Source organism: Bradyrhizobium sp. AZCC 2262 (assembly GCF_036924535.1).
GTDB lineage: Bacteria > Pseudomonadota > Alphaproteobacteria > Rhizobiales > Xanthobacteraceae > Bradyrhizobium.
This window is the reverse complement of sequence record NZ_JAZHRT010000001.1, coordinates 7,159,665-7,177,367: the sequence shown is the minus strand read 5'-3', so window position 1 is coordinate 7,177,367 and position 17,703 is coordinate 7,159,665. Positions and strand designations below refer to the sequence as shown.

The following is a 17,703-nucleotide window of genomic DNA, read 5'->3' as shown; positions in this document are numbered from 1 at the left end:
CGCATGGACGCCATCAACCAGCCCCTGCTCGATGTTCGCGACCTCTCGGTGGCGTTCGGCAATACGCTCGCGGTCGATCGCGTCTCGTTCTCCGTCAAGCGCGGTGAATGCGTGGCCCTGGTCGGCGAGTCCGGCTCGGGAAAATCCGTCAGCGCGTTGTCGATCCTGAAGCTGCTGCCGTATCCGAGCGCCTCGCACCCTTCCGGCACCATCCGCTTCGGAGGCCGCGACCTGCTGACGGCGGCAGAAAACGACATGCGCGAGATTCGCGGCAACGACATCTCGATCATCTTCCAGGAGCCGATGACCTCGCTCAATCCGCTGCACACGATCGAGGCGCAGATCGGCGAGATTCTGTTGCTGCACAACGGCATCAGAGGGCAGGTGGCGCGGGCACGCACGCTGGAACTGCTGACGCAGGTCGGTATTCCCGATCCCGAAACCCGCCTGAAGAGCTATCCGCATCAACTGTCGGGCGGCCAGCGCCAGCGCGTCATGATCGCGATGGCGCTTGCCAACGAGCCGGATCTCTTAATCGCGGACGAGCCGACCACCGCACTCGACGTCACCGTCCAAGCGCAGATATTGGCGTTGCTGGCTGAAATCCGCACCCGGCTCGGCATGAGCATGCTGTTCATCACCCATGACCTCGGCATCGTCCGCCGCATCGCCGACGTCGTCTGCGTGATGAATTCAGGCAAGATCGTTGAGCAGGGGCCGGTCGAGGAGGTCTTCACCGCGCCGAAACATGCCTATACCCGCGCGCTGCTGGCGGCCGAACCAAAACCCGATCCGGCGCCGCCGCGGCCCGAAGCGCCGGTGGTAATGTCGGCCGACAATCTGAAGGTCTGGTTTCCAATCAAGCGCGGGTTGCTGCGCTCGACCGTCGGCCACATCAAGGCGGTGGATGGCGTCAGCCTTGCCGTACGCAAGGGCGAGACGCTCGGCGTCGTCGGCGAATCCGGCTCGGGCAAGACCACGTTGGGGCTGGCGCTGCTCCGGCTGATTTCCTCTGACGGACCGATCGTGTTCCTCGGCAGCAACATCCAGGGCCTGCGCTTCAAGGACATGCTGCCGTTCCGCCGCGATATGCAGATCGTGTTTCAGGATCCGTTCGGCGCGCTGAGCCCGCGCATGTCGGTCGGCGACATCGTCGCCGAGGGCCTTTCGGTGCATCAGAAGTCGCTGTCGTATGAAGAGCGCGAGACGCGCGTCGTCAAGGCGCTCCAAGACGTCGGCCTCGATCCGGAGACGCGATTCCGTTATCCGCATGAATTCTCCGGCGGCCAGCGCCAGCGCATCTCGATCGCCCGCGCGGTGGTGCTGGAGCCGAATTTCGTCGTGCTGGACGAGCCGACCAGCGCGCTCGACATGCTGTTCCAGGCCCAAATGGTCGATTTGTTGCGCGAGCTGCAGCGCAAGCGCGACCTCACCTATATGTTCATCTCGCACGATCTGCGCGTGGTGGCCTCGCTGGCCAGCCATCTGATCGTGATGCGTCACGGCAAGGTGGTGGAGGAGGGGCCGGCCGCGCAGCTGTTCAAGAATCCAAAGAGCGACTACACGCGCGCCCTGTTCGCCGCCGCGTTCCGGATCGAGGCAGTTCCTGATCTGTAACGCGGTCGTCGTACCCCGCGCATGCGGGGTATCCAGTACGCCGCGGCCTCTCGATTCACTCACATCCCGTCTCGGAGTACTGGATCACCCGCTTTCGCGGGTGATGACAGTGGAGGGGGTGACTACAGTCGCTTGATCGCAATCACCTCACTGCCCGCCGCCTTGATCCTCGCGATCGCTTCCTGCGTATTCTCCACCACCGTTGCCATGTGATGCGCGTTGGCATGCACGATGGTCTCAGTGTCGCGGACGATCGCGACATGTCCCTTCCAGAAGATCAGATCGCCGCGTTGCAATTTCTTCATCTCGGCAGGACTCAGCGTCCGCCCGAGGCCATCCTGTTGCATGTCGCTGTCGCGCGGGCAGCCGGTGCCGGCGGCGTTGAGCGAAACCTGGACGAGGCCGGAGCAATCGATGCCGAGCGAGCTCTTGCCGCCCCAGAGATAGGGCGTGCCGACGAGGCGTTCGGCGACCGCGACGAAATCCTTTTCCATCGCGTCGAGGCCGCCGACATGCCGTCGTGGCAGATACCAGCCTTCGCTTGTTACGGCGAACGCGCCGTCTTCACGGGCAACCGTCACGCGCGCGCCCATCGGCAGCGTCTCGACCGGTGGCAGCTTGATCGACGGTCCCGGAAACGCAAAGGTCCGCAACGCCGTGACCTTGTGCGTCGGAGCTGCAGCAGGCTTGGCCAGCGCGCCTTCCGGAATCCAGCCGACATAGCCATCGTCGTTCAATTGGCCCCAGGCAAAGCCTTCACTGTCACGATCGTAGATCGTGACGCGCTCGCCCTTCAGCGCCTGCGTCGACAGCATGGCGTCTGCGGCCGGCGCCTCGCGCACCGGCGCAATGGCCTCACATACGCAAAATTCCTCGCCGGTGACATAGCGCGCAGCCTTCACCTTGCCTTCGAGATATTTGGCGGCGAGGTCGGGTCGTGCCGGCGTCAGGCGCGGATCATCCATAGCGTTCGCTCAGCAGTTTGTAGATCGCCCGCGCGGCCTGGCATTCGCCGCCTTCGGGGCGCGCGGGTTTTGCCGAAGGCGTCCAGCCGTAGATATCGACATGCAGCCAGCTTTTTGCATCGGTGACGAAGCGCTGCAGGAACAGCGCGCAGGTGATCGAGCCGGCAAAGCCGCCCGACGGCGCATTGTTGATGTCGGCTGTCTTCGAATCCAGCCACGAATCATAGGGCGGCCACAGCGGCATTCGCCATAACGGATCGTTCTCCCGTTTCGCGTGGGCTGCGACGCTTTCGGCGAGCGTCTCATCATGGGTGTAAAAGGGCGGTAAATCCGGTCCAAGCGCCACCCGCGCCGCGCCCGTCAGGGTGCCGAGGTCGATCAGCAAGTCGGGCTTCTCTTCGTCCGCCAGCGCCAGCGCATCCGCCAGCACCAGCCGCCCTTCGGCGTCGGTGTTGCCGATCTCCACTGTCGGCCCCTTGCGCGACTTGAAGATGTCGAGCGGACGGAAGGCGTTGCCGGCCACCGCGTTCTCGACCGCGGGGATCAGCACCCGCAGCCGCACCTTCAGCTTCGCATCCATCACCATCTGCGCCAGCGCCAGCACATTGGCGGCGCCGCCCATGTCTTTTTTCATGATCAGCATGCCGCTGGACGGTTTTAAATCGAGACCGCCGGTGTCGAAGCAGACGCCCTTGCCGACCAGCGTCACTTTGGGGTGGGCGGGATCGCCCCAGCTCAGATCGATCAGGCGCGGGGCGCGCGTCGAGGCCATGCCGACGGCGTGGATCAGCGGAAAGTTCTGCTTCACGAGCGCATCACCGACGATGCAGTCGAACTGGGCGCCGAACCGCGCCGCCAACGCTTGCGCGGCCTGCGCCAGTTCTTCCGGGCCCATATCGTTCGACGGCGTATTGATCAGGTCGCGCGCAAGTGCTGCCGCCTCCGCCATCCGCGCGATATCGGCGACATCGACGCCGTCGGGCGGCACCAGCCGGACGGCGGGCGTTTCGTTCTTGCGGTAGCGGCCGAACCGATAGGTCCCAAGGGCAAAGGCCAGCGTCGCGAGCCGCACATCATACGACGCATTCGCAAAGCGATAGACGCCCGGCGGCAGCAGACCGGGCAGGGCGCCGGGCCTGAACAGGTCGCGGGATTTGCTGCTCTCGTCCTCGAGGCCGAAAACGACCTGCGCGATCTTTCCGTCGGGCGCGGGCAGCGTCAGGCATTTGCCGGGCTTGGCGGTAAAATCGTTGGCCGCCGCAAACTGCCGGGCCTGCTCGGGAAGGTCCCTGGCGATCCCGGCCCAATTCGTCTTGGTAGCGAAAATGATCGGAATGGCAGCGGCGTCGGGCACGGTCTCGAACGGGGATTGCATGCGGGTCTCACGGAAGGGGACGGGTGGGGTGGTGGGGCTGGCATAGCACGGCCAATTAACCGGCCGTTAGGGTTAACAGTCTATTGCTGGCGCATTCGGCTCCATTCGTCATCCATTTCCGTGAGTTGAAGTGCCATGCGTCGACAGTCCAGCCATGCCGGGTCTCTTGCTCTCGCCCGGTTCCTCTCCTCCGCGGCCGTGACGGCGGTTCTCGCCGCCGGCCTTGGCGGCTGCCAGACCATGTCCGACATCACGGGGTCGCTGACCTCATCGTCCCCAAAGGCGCAAGCCGTTGCCGAGGATCCGCAGCGCGCGGCCGAGGTCTACGGCGAGCGATATCGCGCCAATCCCAAGGATGCCGAGGCGGCATTGGCTTACGGCCAGGCGCTCCGCGCCACCGGCCAGCGGGCGCAGGCCGCCGCCGTGCTCGAACAGGCCACCATCGCCCATTCCGGCAACAAGGCGCTGCTTGCCGCTTACGGCCGCGCGCTCGCCGACAACGGCAATTCCCAGGCGGCCTTCGACGTGCTCAGCCGCGCTCATTCGCCCGCCAATCCCGACTGGCGCATTCTTTCGGTGCAGGGCACCACGCTCGACAAGATGGGCAAGCACGAGGAGGCCCGCCGCTACTACGAGTCCGCGCTGAAGATCATGCCGGAAGAACCCTCGGTGCTGTCCAATCTCGGTCTCTCCTACATGCTGACGCGGGAATTGCCGCAGGCCGAGGAAACGCTGCGCCGCGCCTATTCCAATCCCCGCGCCGACGCGAGGGTGCGGCAGAACCTGGCGCTCGTCGTCGGCCTGCAGGGCCGCTTCGCGGAAGCCGAGACCATCGCCAAAGGCGATCTGCCGGCCGACGAGGCGACTGCCAATGTGGCCTACCTGCGTGAAATGCTGAGCCGCAAGGACAAGGACAATTCGCGTCCTCCCGGCAACAAGGCGACCGTCCCGGTCGCAGCCCTCAACCGACCCGACTGAGCATCACAGCCGTCACCATCACGGCCTTCGTCATCCCCCGCTAACGGATCGCGCGGATGCGCTCCCGATGACAGGCTCCGGCGGGCGATCCAGGTATTTCAGAGCTATTCGCAAATCAGGCCGGGCGTCGCGTCGTACCGCCCCGCCTCGCTTCCCGCCGTGCAGGACTTCCACACCAGGATTTTGCCTGGGCCTGCCGGTGCTGGCGCGCTGAAGTTTTGGTGAGGCAGCAAGCCGCTCGCCGGCAACGGCCAAACGGCGCGGCGTCTGCCGCGCCGCCTTACTGCATCATCTGGAGCTTGATGTAGGTCGGTCCGAGAATGACGATGAACAGGCACGGCAGGAAGAACAGGATCATCGGCACGGTGAGCTTCGGCGGCAGCGCGGCCGCCTTCTTCTCGGCCTCGTTCATCCGCATGTCGCGGTTTTCCTGCGCCATCACGCGCAGGCTCTGGCCGAGCGGGGTGCCGTAGCGTTCCGACTGCATCAGCGCCAGGCAGACCGATTTCACGCCCTCGAGGCCGGTGCGCTTGGCGAGGTTCTCGTAAGCCACCTTGCGGTCCTGCAGGTAGGACAATTCGGCCGTGGTCAGCGAGAATTCCTCCGACAGCCCGATCGACTGCGATGCAATTTCGGTGGCGACCTTGCGGAAGGCGACTTCGACCGACATGCCGGACTCGATGCAGATCAGCAGCAGGTCGAGTGCGTCGGGAAAGGCGCGCTTGATCGAGAGCTGGCGCTTGCTGATGGCGTTCTTCAGGAACAGCATCGGGGCCTGCAGCCCGAGATAGGCAGCGGCGACGCAGATGCCGAGCTTGACCGTCAGCGATTTGTCCATATGCGTGATCACGAACACGTAGAGGACAGCGCCGATAAACAGCACGATCGGTGTCACCGCGCGGGCAAACAGGAACGTGACGTAGGGCGCGTGGCCGCGATAGCCGGCCATGATCAGCTTGTCGCGCGCGGCTTCCTGCGCCAGCCATTTGGTCAGGTTGAAATCTTCCACCACCTTGGAAACGAGCTGCTTCGGGGTTTGCCGCAGCGAGACCTTTTCCGATTTGGAGAGGCGGTCGCGCTCGCGCTGCCGGAGCCGCTCGCGCTCGCTGGCAACGGCCTTCATGCGCTTGGAGAGGCCTTCGCCGGCAAGCAGTGGCATGATCAGCGTATAGGCGGTCGCGCTTGCCGCGATGGCGGCAAGCAGCATCGTCATGAACCGCGCGTCGTGCATCTTGGTGATCAGAAAATCAATCATGGCTGCACCGTCAGAAGTCGAAATTGATCATTTTTTTCATCACCAGGACGCCAATCGTCATCCAGCCGACGCAGCACACCAGCATGAACTGACCGATTTGATGGGTCCAAAGCAGCGCGATGTAGTCGGGCGTCGACATCCAGACCAGCAGCATCACGATCGGCGGCAGCGAGCCGATGATGCCCGCGGAGGCCTTGGCTTCCGTCGACATCGCCTTGATCTTCTCTCCCATCTTCTTGCGGTCGCGCAGCACCTTGGAGAGGTTGCCGAGCGCTTCCGACAGGTTGCCGCCCGACTTCTGCTGGATCGCGACCACGATGCCGAAGAAGTTCGCCTCTGGTAACGGCATCCGCTCATACAGCCGCGCGCAGGCCTCGCCGAGCGGCATGCCGATGGTCTGGGTTTCGATGATGGCGTTGAATTCGCTCTTGAGCGGCTCGGGTGAATCGGCCGCCACCACCTTGATCGATTCGAACAGCGGCAGACCGGCCTTGATGCCTCGCACGATGACGTCGACGGCGTCGGGCAGCGCCTTCAGGAACGCCTTCTCGCGGCGCTTCTTGAGAAAGCCCAGGGCCCAGCGCGGCAGGCCGAGGCCGGTGCCGAAAGCCATCACGGCGGCGCCCAGCAGGCTGCCGCCGATCACAAAGGCGAGCGCGAATCCGACCGCGCCGGAAATGCCTGACACGATCCAGAACTTCTGGGGCGTCCAGGATCCCAGACCGGCCTGCGCAAGGCGGGTGGTGAGCGGGACGGACTTCTCCTTCTTGCGCCGGGCGTCGAGTTCCTTCAGCGATCCCTCGACCTGCTCGCGGCGCGAGCGCTGGGTTTTCTCGGCCTGACGCGCCGGAGCGTCGGAACGCGCGATCGAGGCGCGGCGGGATTCGGCCTTTCTCTCGCCCGACAACATTGGATAGATGAATACCCAGGCCAGGCCGCCAATGGCGGTAGCGGCGAGAAACGCCAGTGCGAGCGTCTGTATGCTCATTGACTCCTCACGTATTCTCGATGACTTCGGCGGCGTCGAGCGCGGCCGCAAGCCGTTTCTCTTCGCCGAAATATCGCGCGCGCTCCCAGAACCGCGGACGTCCGATCCCGGTCGAGCGGTGCCGCCCGATGATCTTGCCGTTCGCGTCTTCGCCGATCATGTCGTACAGGAATACGTCCTGGGTGATGATGGTGTCGCCTTCCATGCCCATCACCTCGGTAATGTGGGTGATGCGGCGCGAGCCGTCGCGCAGACGCGCGGCCTGCACGATGACGTCGATCGAAGCACAGATCATCTCGCGGATGGTGCGCGAGGGCAGCGAGAAGCCGCCCATCGTGATCATGGATTCGCAGCGTGACAGGGCTTCGCGCGGGTTGTTGGCGTGCAGCGTTCCCATCGAGCCGTCGTGGCCGGTGTTCATGGCCTGCAGCAGGTCGAACGCCTCGGGTCCGCGGACTTCGCCGACGATGATACGTTCGGGGCGCATACGCAGGCAGTTGCGGACCAGTTCGCGCATCGTCACCTGGCCTTCGCCTTCGATGTTGGGCGGACGGGTTTCCAGCCGCACCACGTGAGGCTGCTGCAATTGAAGTTCGGCGGCGTCTTCGCAGGTGATGACGCGCTCGTCATGCTCGATGAACTGGGTCAGGCAGTTCAGCAGCGTGGTCTTGCCGGAACCGGTACCGCCCGAGATCAGCACGTTGCAGCGGACGCGGCCGATGATCTGCAGGATCTGCGAGCCTTCCGGCGAGATCGCGCCGAACTTGACCAGCTGGTCGAGCGTCAGCTTGTCCTTCTTGAACTTACGAATGGTGAGTGCGGGCCCGTCGATCGCCAGCGGCGGAACGATAGCGTTGACACGGGAGCCGTCGGCCAAGCGGGCGTCGCAGATCGGCGAGGATTCGTCGACACGCCGGCCGACCTGGCTGACGATGCGCTGGCAGATGTTGAGCAGCTGCTGGTTGTCGCGGAAGCGGATGCCGGTTTTCTGGATCTTGCCCGCGACTTCGATGAACACCGTGCCGGCGCCGTTGACCATGATGTCGGCGATGTCGTCGCGCGACAATAGCGGCTCCAGAGGTCCGTAGCCGAGCACGTCGTTGCAGATGTCGTCGAGCAGTTCTTCCTGCTCGGCGATCGACATCACGATGTTCTTGATCGCGATGATCTCGTTGACGATGTCGCGGATTTCCTCGCGCGCCGACTCGCCGTCGAGCTTGGCGAGCTGGGCGAGGTCGATCGCCTCGATCAGGGCGCCGAAGATGGTCGCCTTGACCTGGTAGTAATTGTCGGATCGCCGTGCCTCCATGGCGGGGGCAGGGGGCGCCTTGGCGGGGGCGATCGGCGGCGAAGCCACGGTCGGCGCGGCGACCTCGCGCGGTGCTACCGCGGCGCTGGCGGCAACCGGCTCCGGGACGGCGGGCCTTGGCGCCCTTGTATCGCTTTCATTTCCACTACGCTTACCGAACACGATGGCACTCCATGCAGGCGACCTACTTCTTGGCCCGCAACTTCTCGATCAAGGGCGACAACAACGAACTCTTAGGCTTCTTGGTCTCGCCGCGGCCGGTGAGCCGCTGCGCGATCTGCAGGAACATCTCGGTGGTGCGATGCGTGGCGGAGATTTCCGCGATCATCTGGCCGTTATTGGCGGCCGAACCGAAGATTTGCGGCTCGAACGGAATCGTGGCGATCGGGTGGTTTTCGATCGCCTTGGCGAACTCGGCGGCGGGGATCTCCGGACGCTTCGGGATGCCGACCTGATTGAGGCAATAGAGCGGGGCGCGATCGTTCGGCCGCGATGTCTTCAGGAGGTCGAAGATGTTCTTGGTGTTGCGCAGATTGGCGAGATCGGGCGCCGCGACGATCAGGATGTCGTCGGCCGCGATCAAGGCGCGCTTGGTCCATCCCGACCATTGGTGGGGAACGTCGAGCACGATGCAGGGCATCGTGGTGCGCAGCGTATCGAAGATCGAATCGAACGCCTCCGCGCCGAAATCATAGACCCGGTCAAGCGTTGCCGGCGCCGCCAGCAGGCTGAGGTGGTCGGTGCATTTCGACAGCAGGCGGTCGAGGAAGGCGGTATCGACCCGGTCGGGTGAGAACACCGCATCCGCGATGCCCTGCGGCGGGTCCTGGTTGTAGTCGAGGCCGGCGGTGCCGAAAGCGAGGTCGAGATCGGCGACCACTGAATCCAGCGCCAGATCGCGCGCGATCGCCCAGGCGACGTTATGGGCGACGGTGGACGCACCGACGCCGCCCTTAGCGCCGACGATGGCAATGATGCGGCCGACGGCCTTGGCTTCCGGCGCCGAGAACAGGTTGCAGACCGAGCGCACGACGTCGATGGCGCTGACCGGGGCGATGACGTAGTCGCTGACGCCACGGCGCACCAGCTCGCGATAGAGCATGACGTCGTTGATGCGCCCGATCACGATCACGCGGGTTCCGGCGTCGCAGACGGTGGCGAGCTGGTCGAGGCCGAGGAGAATGTCGTTGCGGCCTTCGGTCTCCAGGATGATGACGTTCGGGGTCGGGGCCGAGCGGTAGGCCTCGACGGCAGCGGCCATGCCGCCCATCTGGATCTTGAGGTGAGCCTTGCCGAGGCGGCGGTCTTCGCCCGCCGACTGCACGGCGGCCGCGGTTTCCACCGTCTCGCAGAAAGCCTGCACCGACACCCGCGGCGCCGGCGCGATGTGATCCTCGGTCGACGGCGCCGCGATTTCCGGCGGCTGGTCTGTGTTCTGACGCGAGTAGGTGATCATTTGCCGGTATCGCTGAGTTTGGCCTTGTCGGCCTCGGGATAGGTTGTCGCGGTGGTGGTGCCCTTGCGGTATTTCTCGAACGCCACGGCACGGCGCGGTGCCCAGGCCGGGGTTTCGGGACGCGGCTGCACGAGATCCGACGGGTTGTCGACCATCGCTGCCATATTGCGCTGATAGGAGCAGCCGAAATTGTAATAAGGCTTGTTGTCGAAATAGCCCTTGTTGTGGATCGACGGTCCGATGTCCTCCGGCCACAGCCCGCATGGACCGGCCACCGCCGAAATCTTCGGATAGTTGAGGCGGATCGCAGCCATGTGCCTGGGATCTTCGGGGCGGTATTGGCGGACATTGGTTGCGCGCGGCGGCACGCCGGCGGCGGCAAGTGTCGCCTTGATCTCGCGCAATGAATCTTCGGCCGCCCGCGCGTTCGGCGTATTGACGGGCACGTCGATGCTGATGATGCCAGTGCCTTCCCGCATCCAGGTCTGGCCCAGATACATCACGTCGGCGCGCTGGGAGGCGGAAAGGCCGCCGCGTCCGCGGCCGACGAAGACGACGATCGAGCGGTCGGCTTCCTGGACCGCGATCGGGTGGCGCAGGCGATAATCGTCGGGCACGCCCGCCGTCGTCGCCACGTCGGTGGTGTGGTTGCAGGCACTAAGCGCCACGGAAAGACCGATCAGCGCTCCCGCCAGGCAGAGCGCGCGCCGGGGATCGGCGGGCTTGTTTGATTTCATTCTCGGTGTCATCGTCCCGCCTCAGTCCGTAATAAAGCCGTAGGTGCCGCGATAATTCCGAGCCTTTTCGACACGGCCCGGAACGCCGTAGATGCGATTGATGTTGCCGAGCAGGTCGGCCTGCGGGTCCGAGGCGGCGGCAAAGCCGTCGTCGGGCCGCGACAAATCCTTCTGCGCCACCGCGCGCACCACATAGGGCGTGACCAGAACCATCAGTTCGGTCTGGTTGTTGACGTAGTCGCGGCTGCGGAACAGCGTGCCGAGAACCGGCAATTGCGACAGACCGGGGAGGCCGTTGACGGCCTGCTTGGTCTGCTCCGCAATCAGGCCCGCCATCGCCATGGAGCCGCCGGAGGGGATCTCCAGGGTGGTTTCCGCGCGGCGGGTCTTGATCGAGGGAATGGTCAGCGAGTTCGCCGAATTGTTGCTGAAAGCCTGCGTCAGCGTGATCGAGTTGTCGTTCGACAGCTCCGACACTTCCGTCATGACGCGAAGGCTGATCCGTCCTTCGGTCATCACCACCGGCGTGAAGTTGAGCGAAATGCCGAATTTCTTGAATGATATCTGGGTGGTGCAGACGCGCGTGACCGGATCGCAGGAATAGCCTGCGGGAACGGGAAATTCGCCGCCGGCAATGAAGGTCGCGGCTTCGCCCGAGATCGCGGTCAGATTGGGCTCAGCCAGCGTGCGGATAACGCCGGCGCTCTCCATCGCGCGGAGCGTAGCCGTCACCGACGGAGCGGCACCGAATGCTGTCTGCACCCCGTTGGTCGCAACCAGGGGACGGCCGAGAGCGGTAAACGGATTGGAGTTGTCGAATCTCACGACCGCGGTGCCGTAGTTCATGTTGGCCGTGAGATCGATACCCAGCTGCTTGATGATGCTGCGGGCAACTTCGGCGACCGTAACCTTCAGCATCACCTGGTCGCGGCCGCGGACGGCGATCGAATTGACGACCTTTTCCTGGCCGCCCACGAGGCGGGCGGCGATATCGGCGGCCTGCTGCGCCTCGATCGGGCTCGCCGCGGTGCCGGTCAAAACCACGCCGTCACCGACGCCCTCGATCAGGATGTCCGAATTCGGCAGCGACTGCTTCAGCGCGGCGCGCACGCCGTTGAGGTCGCGCTTGACCGCGATGTCGTAGGCCGCGATCTGGGCGCCCGCTGAATCGAAGAAGACGATATTGGTCTGGCCGACCGCGGCGCCGATGATATAGGCGCGCTGGGTCGAGCGGATGACGGCGTTGGCGACCTTCGGATCGGCGACCAACACGTCCTTGACCTCCCGCGGCAGGTCGATCACGAACGATTTGCCGATCCCGAGCGAGACGAACCGCGCGTTCATCTGCCCGTCGGTGGCGACCGGAGCTGCGACGCGATAGTCGCTCGCCACCACCGGCGTCAGCGCCGGATTGAGCGTGAGAGCGGCTACGGCCGAAAACGACAGGGCGCGGACGATGAACGTTCGCATCATCGGCTGAATTTCCCTGCACTTCATATCGTGCGTCCTTTCGGTCACTTCTGTACCGTCTGCTGGCTGGCAATGCCGTAACGAATGACGTTGAGGTTTTCGCCGCGCCTGTTGAGTTGTTGATCGTCCGGCTTTTCGACCGCGTTGATGTCGGCAATGCTGCGCAGCGCCAGCGTCAGCGAACCGCTCTGGCGCGATCGCGCCAGTATTTCGGCCTGCTCGGGCTTCAGTTCGAGGGTGACCGTCTTGCCGACCAGCGCGCTGGCGCCTTCTTTTTCCTTCGGCGCCTGGTCGATCGCCAGAACACGAATGTTGCTGAGGATGACCTCCGAATTGGGGACGTCCGGGCCGGTCTTGTCCGGATTCTTGTCGCGTTTGGTGAGAAGCACGTCGACGCGGTCGTTCGGCAGGATGAAGCCGCCGGCGCCGGTTTCCGGGGAAATTTCGGTGGAAATGGCCCGGTAGCCTGCGGGCAGGATCGCCGCCATGAAGCCGGAGCCGTCGGCCTTCACCAGCTTCTGCTCGCGAATCGGTTCACCCGCGATGAACGGCGAGCGGGCGATCGAGCCGGTGATCTCCTTGATGGCGTCGGCCTTGCTCGCACGGCTGATGAAGCTGCTGCTGGCGGTCGCGGCCGGCCAGGTCTGCCATTGCAGATCGGTCGGCTTGACCGACTGGCCGAGGCCGATATCCGATTTGGCGACGAGAATATCGACGGTCTGCATCTGCGCGACCGGCTGGGCCGGCGCAGGCTTGTCGTCGGACCCGCTGGCGAGATACGCGGCAATGCCGCCGGCGCCGATGGCGACCGCCAGGACCATAATGCGTGCGGTATTCATTACGCTTCACTTTCCACATTACGCTGCGACGCTTCCGCCGCCGTGATGGGAGTTGACCAGCTATTCGTCAAAGCATGGTTAATGAGGCGTGTGTAAATTGCCTTAACGGAATGTTAGCGACGCTGGATCAGCGCATCGCGAGGTGAGCGAGGTCGATCACCTTGATCCATTCGGTCTGCGGATAGACGATCAGCGCGCCCGTGGCGAGTGCGATGCCGTAGGGAATCCCGCTCTGTTTGTCGTGCAGCCGGTTCAGCCAGGCTTGTCCTGCAAGAAGGGAAGGCAGCGGCCATTGCCGGAACTGAATCAGCAGGATCGTCAGCGCGCCGCCGAGCAGCGAGGCATAGAGCAGATAATCGAGCAGGTGGTCGAAACCGAACCAGAGCGCCACGCTGGCCGCGACCTTGGCGTCGCCGCCGCCGACCCATCCCATCGCGAAGCAGGCGAAGGCCACCACCAGAACGGCCGCGCCGGCGCCGAAATGCAGCAGGATGTCGTGCAGGCCCATGCCGCCCAGCACCGCGAGCGCCACAAAGCCGGCGATCAGTGCCAGCGACACCCGGTTCGAAATCGTCATCGTGAACAGGTCGCTCGCGGCTGCGAACGCCATCAGGGCCGGAAACAGCAGAAGGCGGGCGGTATCGAGGATCATGAGTTCACGCGAGGCTGCAGTTGACCCGGGGTCCAGGCCTTGGCCGAGCCTAGCCACGAGAAGTGAACAATCGGGAAACGCCGGAAAATCGCACGTTCGAACCACATCCGACGGCGGCTTGCTGGCTCCGGCGCGGGCGCTTTGCAAAAACGATAAAGGCCCCGGCAAGCCGGGGCCTTTGACGCGTGATCGCAACCGTCGCTTACTTGAGCGAGTTCGAGATCGTGTTGAAGTTGGTCGACAGCTTGGTGCCGAGACCGTTGACGGCGGTGATGATCGCGATCGCGATGCCGGCGGCAATCAGGCCGTATTCGATGGCGGTGGCGCCGGACTCATCCTTCACGAAACGCGAAACGAGATTCTTCATAGATGATAACTCCTGTGTACACGTGGCTGGTCGAACTTAAGTTTGGTCTCGCCGGCGTTCTCAGCACCGTGACCATGCCGTGACCCTAGGGTGCGACAATTTCGACGCAGTTAATTCGACCACGCAAAAATGCTTGGAACTTGCAGTTCTTGAGCACAGTAAACACTGAATTAAGGCGTTCGATCAAATGCAAGCGGAGCTGCGGAGGCCGTCCGTTATGCCTCGCGCCGTGCCGGTCGACTCCGTCGATTCACGGCTCTTTAAGCGCAACCAGATACCCCTGACGTCTCCGATTGAAAGAGGTCGTCATGTCCGGTTTGCCAATGGAAGTCATCGAGGTCGTAGGCCAGACGATGGCGAAGGTCGTGCCGGTCACGATCGCGCTCGGCCTTGTATTTACGGTGCTCTCGCATTTCTGGGCCTGCAATCCGGGAAAGCCCTGGTGGCGCAAGCGCGAACTCATCACCGACATCTGCTACTGGTTCTTCGTGCCGGTGTTTGCGCGCATCTTCCGCATCGGGCTGCTGGTGCTCGGCGCCGCCGTGCTCTTCAACATTCATGAACCCGACGAACTGATCGCATTCTACGACAATGGCCATGGGCCGTTGTCCGAGCTGCCGCTCTGGGTGCAGGCGATACTGTTCCTCGTTGCGTCCGACTTCATGCTGTACTGGCTGCACCGCATGTTTCACGGCGGCGGATTCTGGAAATACCATGCCATCCATCATTCATCGGAAGATCTGGAGTGGATCTCGGCGGCGCGGTTTCACCCCGTCAACCTGTTCATCGGAACGATCCTGGTCGACGTCATCCTGCTGATAGCGGGCATCTCGCCCAACATCATGCTGTGGGTCGGGCCGTTCACGACCTTCCACTCCGCGTTCGTTCACGCCAACCTGAACTGGACGCTCGGCCCGTTTAAATACGTGCTTGCCACGCCGGTCTTCCACCGCTGGCATCACACCTCGCTCGAAGAGGGCGGCAATACCAATTTCGCGGGCACCTTCCCGCTGTGGGACATCCTGTTCGGCACGTTCCGCATGCCGGAGAGCCGGCTGCCCGACAATTACGGTGTGGACGGTCAGGAGATTCCCACCGAGATCGGTGGGCAATTGGCCTATCCGTTCCGTCAATAGTCGGGCGGGCAGTTTCGCATGAGCACTGAAGCCGGAGCGATCCAGCGGGCGAAGGCCCTCAGCCTTGCCGACGTCCCGGCATGGCTCTGGCTCGGAATTGGCGTCTACGCGCTGGTGGCGATCGGCGGACGGGCGCTTCTGAACGATTCCGATACCTACTGGCAGATTGCCGTGGGCCAGTGGATCCTCGACCACAACGCATTGCCGCGTGTCGACATCTATTCGTTCACCAAGGCGGGAGAGCCGTGGACGTCGTCGTCCTGGCTGGCGCAGGTACTGTATGCGACGAGCTACAATCTGGCGGGCTGGACCGGGCCGGTAACCCTCGCCGCTGGATGCATCGCCGCAACCTTCGCGCTGTTCACTCACATTCTGGGCCGCCGCATCCCGGCGGCCTATGCGGTCGCTGTCACGATGGTGGTGCTGGCGCTTTCGATGGGGCATTTCCTGGCGCGCCCGCATGTGATGGTGCTGCCGATCATGCTGGCGTGGGCGAACGGGCTGATGTCGGCGAGCGAGCGCGGTCAGGCGCCTTCGCCATGGCTGCTGCCGTTGATCGCGCTGTGGGCGAATTTGCATGGCGGCTTCGTGTTTGGCCTGGTGCTATCAGGCGCGTTCGCGCTCGACGCGCTGTGGAATGCGGATCACGCACAGCGAAAGTCGGTGGCGCTGCGCTGGGCTGCGTTCGGCATCGGCGCGCTGGTGGCCTGCTGCGCCACGCCTTACGGGTGGGGCTCGATCCTCGCCGCACGCAAGATCCTCGACCTCGGAGAGCTCCTGCACCTGATCTATGAATGGATGCCGGCGGACTTCAGCAAATTCGGCACGTTCGAGATGGCGATCCTCATGCTGATCGCCGGCGCGCTCTACGGTGGCGTCAAGCTCACGCCGCCGCGGATCGCGCTGGTGCTGGGCCTGTTGCACATGGCGCTGTCGCACGTCAGGAACGTCGAGATATTCGCCCTGCTGCTGCCGATCGTGGTGCTCGCACCGGTGGCGTCGCAGTTCGCGCTGCGGCCGGCCTGGTTCGCCCGCGCCGCTGTCCCGATGCCTGTGATGGCGGCGGTGATGGTCCTGCTCGGCGGCTGGACATGGCTGCTCGCGGCCAACACCACTTTCGCACCACCCGAAAGCCAGTCGCCGTCGGCGGCTGTCGATGCGCTGAAGGCGCACAATCCAAAGCGGGTTCTCAACGATCTGCCGTTCGGCGGCTATCTGATCTGGCGGCAGATTCCCGTATTCGTCGATGGACGCGCCGAACTTTACGGCGAAGCGTTCGACATGGCCTTCTACCGCGCCATGCAGCTCAAGGACGTCAACCAGTTCCTCGACATTCTCGATAAATGGAACATCGATGCCGTGCTGCTGACGCCGTCGACGCCTGCGGTCGGCCTGCTCGATCATATCGGCGGCTGGCGGCGCGCCTACACCGATGGCAACGCCGTTTTGCATGTCCGCAACCCCGCCACGCCATGACACGGCGTAACCAATCGCTGGATCTTTTGCGCGGCGTGGCCATCCTGCTGGTCGTTCTGGTGCACTGCCAGGAAGAATCCACCGGCGGCGTTCCCGGCCTGACCTGGTTCGCCAAGGAGTTTGGCGGGCTCGGTGTCCAGCTCTTTTTCATCGTCAGCGGCTATACGATGATGCTGACGTTTGGCGACAGGGTCGATCTCGCCGCCGCCCGCTCGTTTTATCTCCGGCGCTTCTTTCGGATCGCACCGCTGTTCTGGGTCGCCATTGTTTTCTATCTGCTGGTGACGCGAGGCCGCGGCATCACGAACTTTGCGCCTGACGGCGTCGGCGCAAGCGACGTGCTGCTGACGTTCTTCTTCCTGCATTCGAGCAGCGTCACCGCCTACAATTCGGTCGTTCCGGGCGGCTGGAGCATTGCGGTGGAAATGCAGTTCTATCTGCTGTTTCCGCTTCTGATCTATCTGTTCCGCCGGCGCAACGGCGCCATGCTGTGCTACGCGTTGATCGCGCTCGTGAGCCTCATCGGGCAATTTATCGTCGAGCCCTACCTGATTCCGCGGCTGGCCGCGTCACTGCCCGCCAGCCAGGCGTATCTGGCTGAAGGAGTCTTCACGAGTTGGCTGCCGCGCCAGGCGATCTGCTTCGGCTTCGGCATCCTGCTGTATGATTATATCGAGTTGAAGAACAGGCCGGCATTCGGCGCGCTGTTTCTGCTCGGCGCCGCGCTGATGTCCCCGCCGCAGGGCGCCGAGGTCGCGCTGCTCGCTGCACTCGCGCTCGGTGTCCTGATCTCGAACGTCTCGTTGTCCTGGATGACGTTGTTGGGACGTCACTCCTACGCCATCTATCTGGTTCATTTCGCCGTGGTGTCGTTCATCGCCGCGCTCTTTCCGATCGGCCTGGTGCCGCTGTTCATGCTGGTCACCGCCGTGTCGCTGGCGTTCAGCTACTATCTGATCGAGCCCCGGATCGAGCGTCGCTTTAACCGGCTGGGCCACGCATTGGCGTCGGCCGGTGGCGCCCCGAAAGCCGTCATGACCGTCTCCTGACGTCCTTGGCGGACGCGCGAACTGGCGGCGCGGC

16 protein-coding genes are annotated in these 17,703 nt (G+C 63.9%); 5 read left to right on the top strand and 11 right to left on the bottom strand.

Annotated features, from left to right (window positions below):
• Nucleotides 1-3 precede the first annotated feature (3 nt).
• On the top strand, nt 4-1,617 hold the full coding sequence (locus tag V1283_RS33720; RefSeq protein ID WP_334390925.1) for an ABC transporter ATP-binding protein: 1,614 nt from the start codon (nt 4-6) through the stop codon (nt 1,615-1,617).
• A gap of 122 nt (nt 1,618-1,739) precedes the next feature.
• On the opposite strand, the gene V1283_RS33715 is transcribed toward V1283_RS33720, so the two are convergent.
• Both V1283_RS33715 and V1283_RS33710 read right to left on the bottom strand, forming a co-directional pair.
• The gene (locus V1283_RS33715; protein ID WP_334390924.1) at nt 1,740-2,582 is read right to left on the bottom strand and encodes a C40 family peptidase; all 843 of its coding nucleotides are present in this window, start codon (nt 2,580-2,582) and stop codon (nt 1,740-1,742) included.
• Nucleotides 2,575-3,957 (bottom strand): leucyl aminopeptidase family protein, encoded by a 1,383-nt coding sequence (locus tag V1283_RS33710; protein WP_334390923.1) that lies wholly within the window; start codon nt 3,955-3,957, stop codon nt 2,575-2,577. The genes V1283_RS33715 and V1283_RS33710 overlap by 8 nt, the downstream gene beginning before the upstream one ends.
• 135 nt (nt 3,958-4,092) lie before the next feature.
• On the opposite strand from V1283_RS33710, the gene V1283_RS33705 reads away from it, so the two are divergent.
• A complete protein-coding gene (locus V1283_RS33705) occupies nt 4,093-4,935 on the top strand; it encodes a tetratricopeptide repeat protein (protein ID WP_334390922.1) in 843 nt (280 codons plus the stop codon).
• Between the two features lie 280 nt (nt 4,936-5,215).
• On the opposite strand, the gene V1283_RS33700 is transcribed toward V1283_RS33705, so the two are convergent.
• The 9 genes from V1283_RS33700 to V1283_RS33660 form a co-directional block, all read right to left on the bottom strand.
• Nucleotides 5,216-6,190 (bottom strand): type II secretion system F family protein, encoded by a 975-nt coding sequence (locus tag V1283_RS33700; protein WP_334390921.1) that lies wholly within the window; start codon nt 6,188-6,190, stop codon nt 5,216-5,218.
• A 10-nt stretch (nt 6,191-6,200) separates the two neighbouring features.
• Nucleotides 6,201-7,178: a type II secretion system F family protein gene (locus V1283_RS33695; RefSeq protein ID WP_334390920.1), complete on the bottom strand. Its 978-nt coding sequence runs from the start codon at nt 7,176-7,178 to the stop codon at nt 6,201-6,203.
• 7 nt (nt 7,179-7,185) lie between these two features.
• A complete protein-coding gene (locus V1283_RS33690) occupies nt 7,186-8,649 on the bottom strand; it encodes a CpaF family protein (RefSeq protein ID WP_334390919.1) in 1,464 nt (487 codons plus the stop codon).
• A 22-nt stretch (nt 8,650-8,671) separates the two neighbouring features.
• Nucleotides 8,672-9,943 carry an AAA family ATPase gene (locus V1283_RS33685; RefSeq protein WP_334390918.1) on the bottom strand — a complete coding sequence of 424 codons (1,272 nt, stop codon included), beginning with the start codon at nt 9,941-9,943 and terminating at the stop codon, nt 8,672-8,674.
• Entirely contained in the window at nt 9,940-10,680 is a 741-nt protein-coding gene (locus V1283_RS33680; RefSeq protein ID WP_334390917.1) for a CpaD family pilus assembly protein, read from the bottom strand. Before V1283_RS33680 ends, V1283_RS33685 begins: the two co-directional genes overlap by 4 nt.
• A gap of 21 nt (nt 10,681-10,701) precedes the next feature.
• Nucleotides 10,702-12,153, bottom strand: a complete 1,452-nt coding sequence (locus tag V1283_RS33675) for a type II and III secretion system protein family protein (protein ID WP_442895798.1) — start codon at nt 12,151-12,153, stop codon at nt 10,702-10,704.
• Nucleotides 12,154-12,194: 41 nt separating this feature from the next.
• On the bottom strand, nt 12,195-12,989 hold the full coding sequence (cpaB, locus tag V1283_RS33670) for a Flp pilus assembly protein CpaB (protein ID WP_334390915.1): 795 nt from the start codon (nt 12,987-12,989) through the stop codon (nt 12,195-12,197).
• A gap of 127 nt (nt 12,990-13,116) precedes the next feature.
• Complete coding sequence (locus V1283_RS33665; protein ID WP_334390914.1) at nt 13,117-13,641, bottom strand: A24 family peptidase; 525 nt, start codon at nt 13,639-13,641, stop codon at nt 13,117-13,119.
• Between the two features lie 202 nt (nt 13,642-13,843).
• Nucleotides 13,844-14,008, bottom strand: a complete 165-nt coding sequence (locus V1283_RS33660) for a Flp family type IVb pilin (protein WP_334390913.1) — start codon at nt 14,006-14,008, stop codon at nt 13,844-13,846.
• Nucleotides 14,009-14,316: 308 nt separating this feature from the next.
• Here V1283_RS33660 and V1283_RS33655 point away from each other — a divergent pair, with 308 nt between their 5' ends.
• From V1283_RS33655 to V1283_RS33645, 3 genes are read left to right on the top strand one after another with little or no spacing between them, the layout of a single operon-like run.
• Nucleotides 14,317-15,144, top strand: a complete 828-nt coding sequence (locus V1283_RS33655; RefSeq protein ID WP_334390912.1) for a sterol desaturase family protein — start codon at nt 14,317-14,319, stop codon at nt 15,142-15,144.
• 18 nt (nt 15,145-15,162) lie between these two features.
• Nucleotides 15,163-16,620, top strand: a complete 1,458-nt coding sequence (locus V1283_RS33650; protein ID WP_334390911.1) for a hypothetical protein — start codon at nt 15,163-15,165, stop codon at nt 16,618-16,620.
• The gene (locus tag V1283_RS33645; protein WP_334390910.1) at nt 16,617-17,669 is read left to right on the top strand and encodes an acyltransferase family protein; all 1,053 of its coding nucleotides are present in this window, start codon (nt 16,617-16,619) and stop codon (nt 17,667-17,669) included. The genes V1283_RS33650 and V1283_RS33645 overlap by 4 nt, the downstream gene beginning before the upstream one ends.
• The last annotated feature ends 34 nt before the right edge of the window (nt 17,670-17,703 follow it).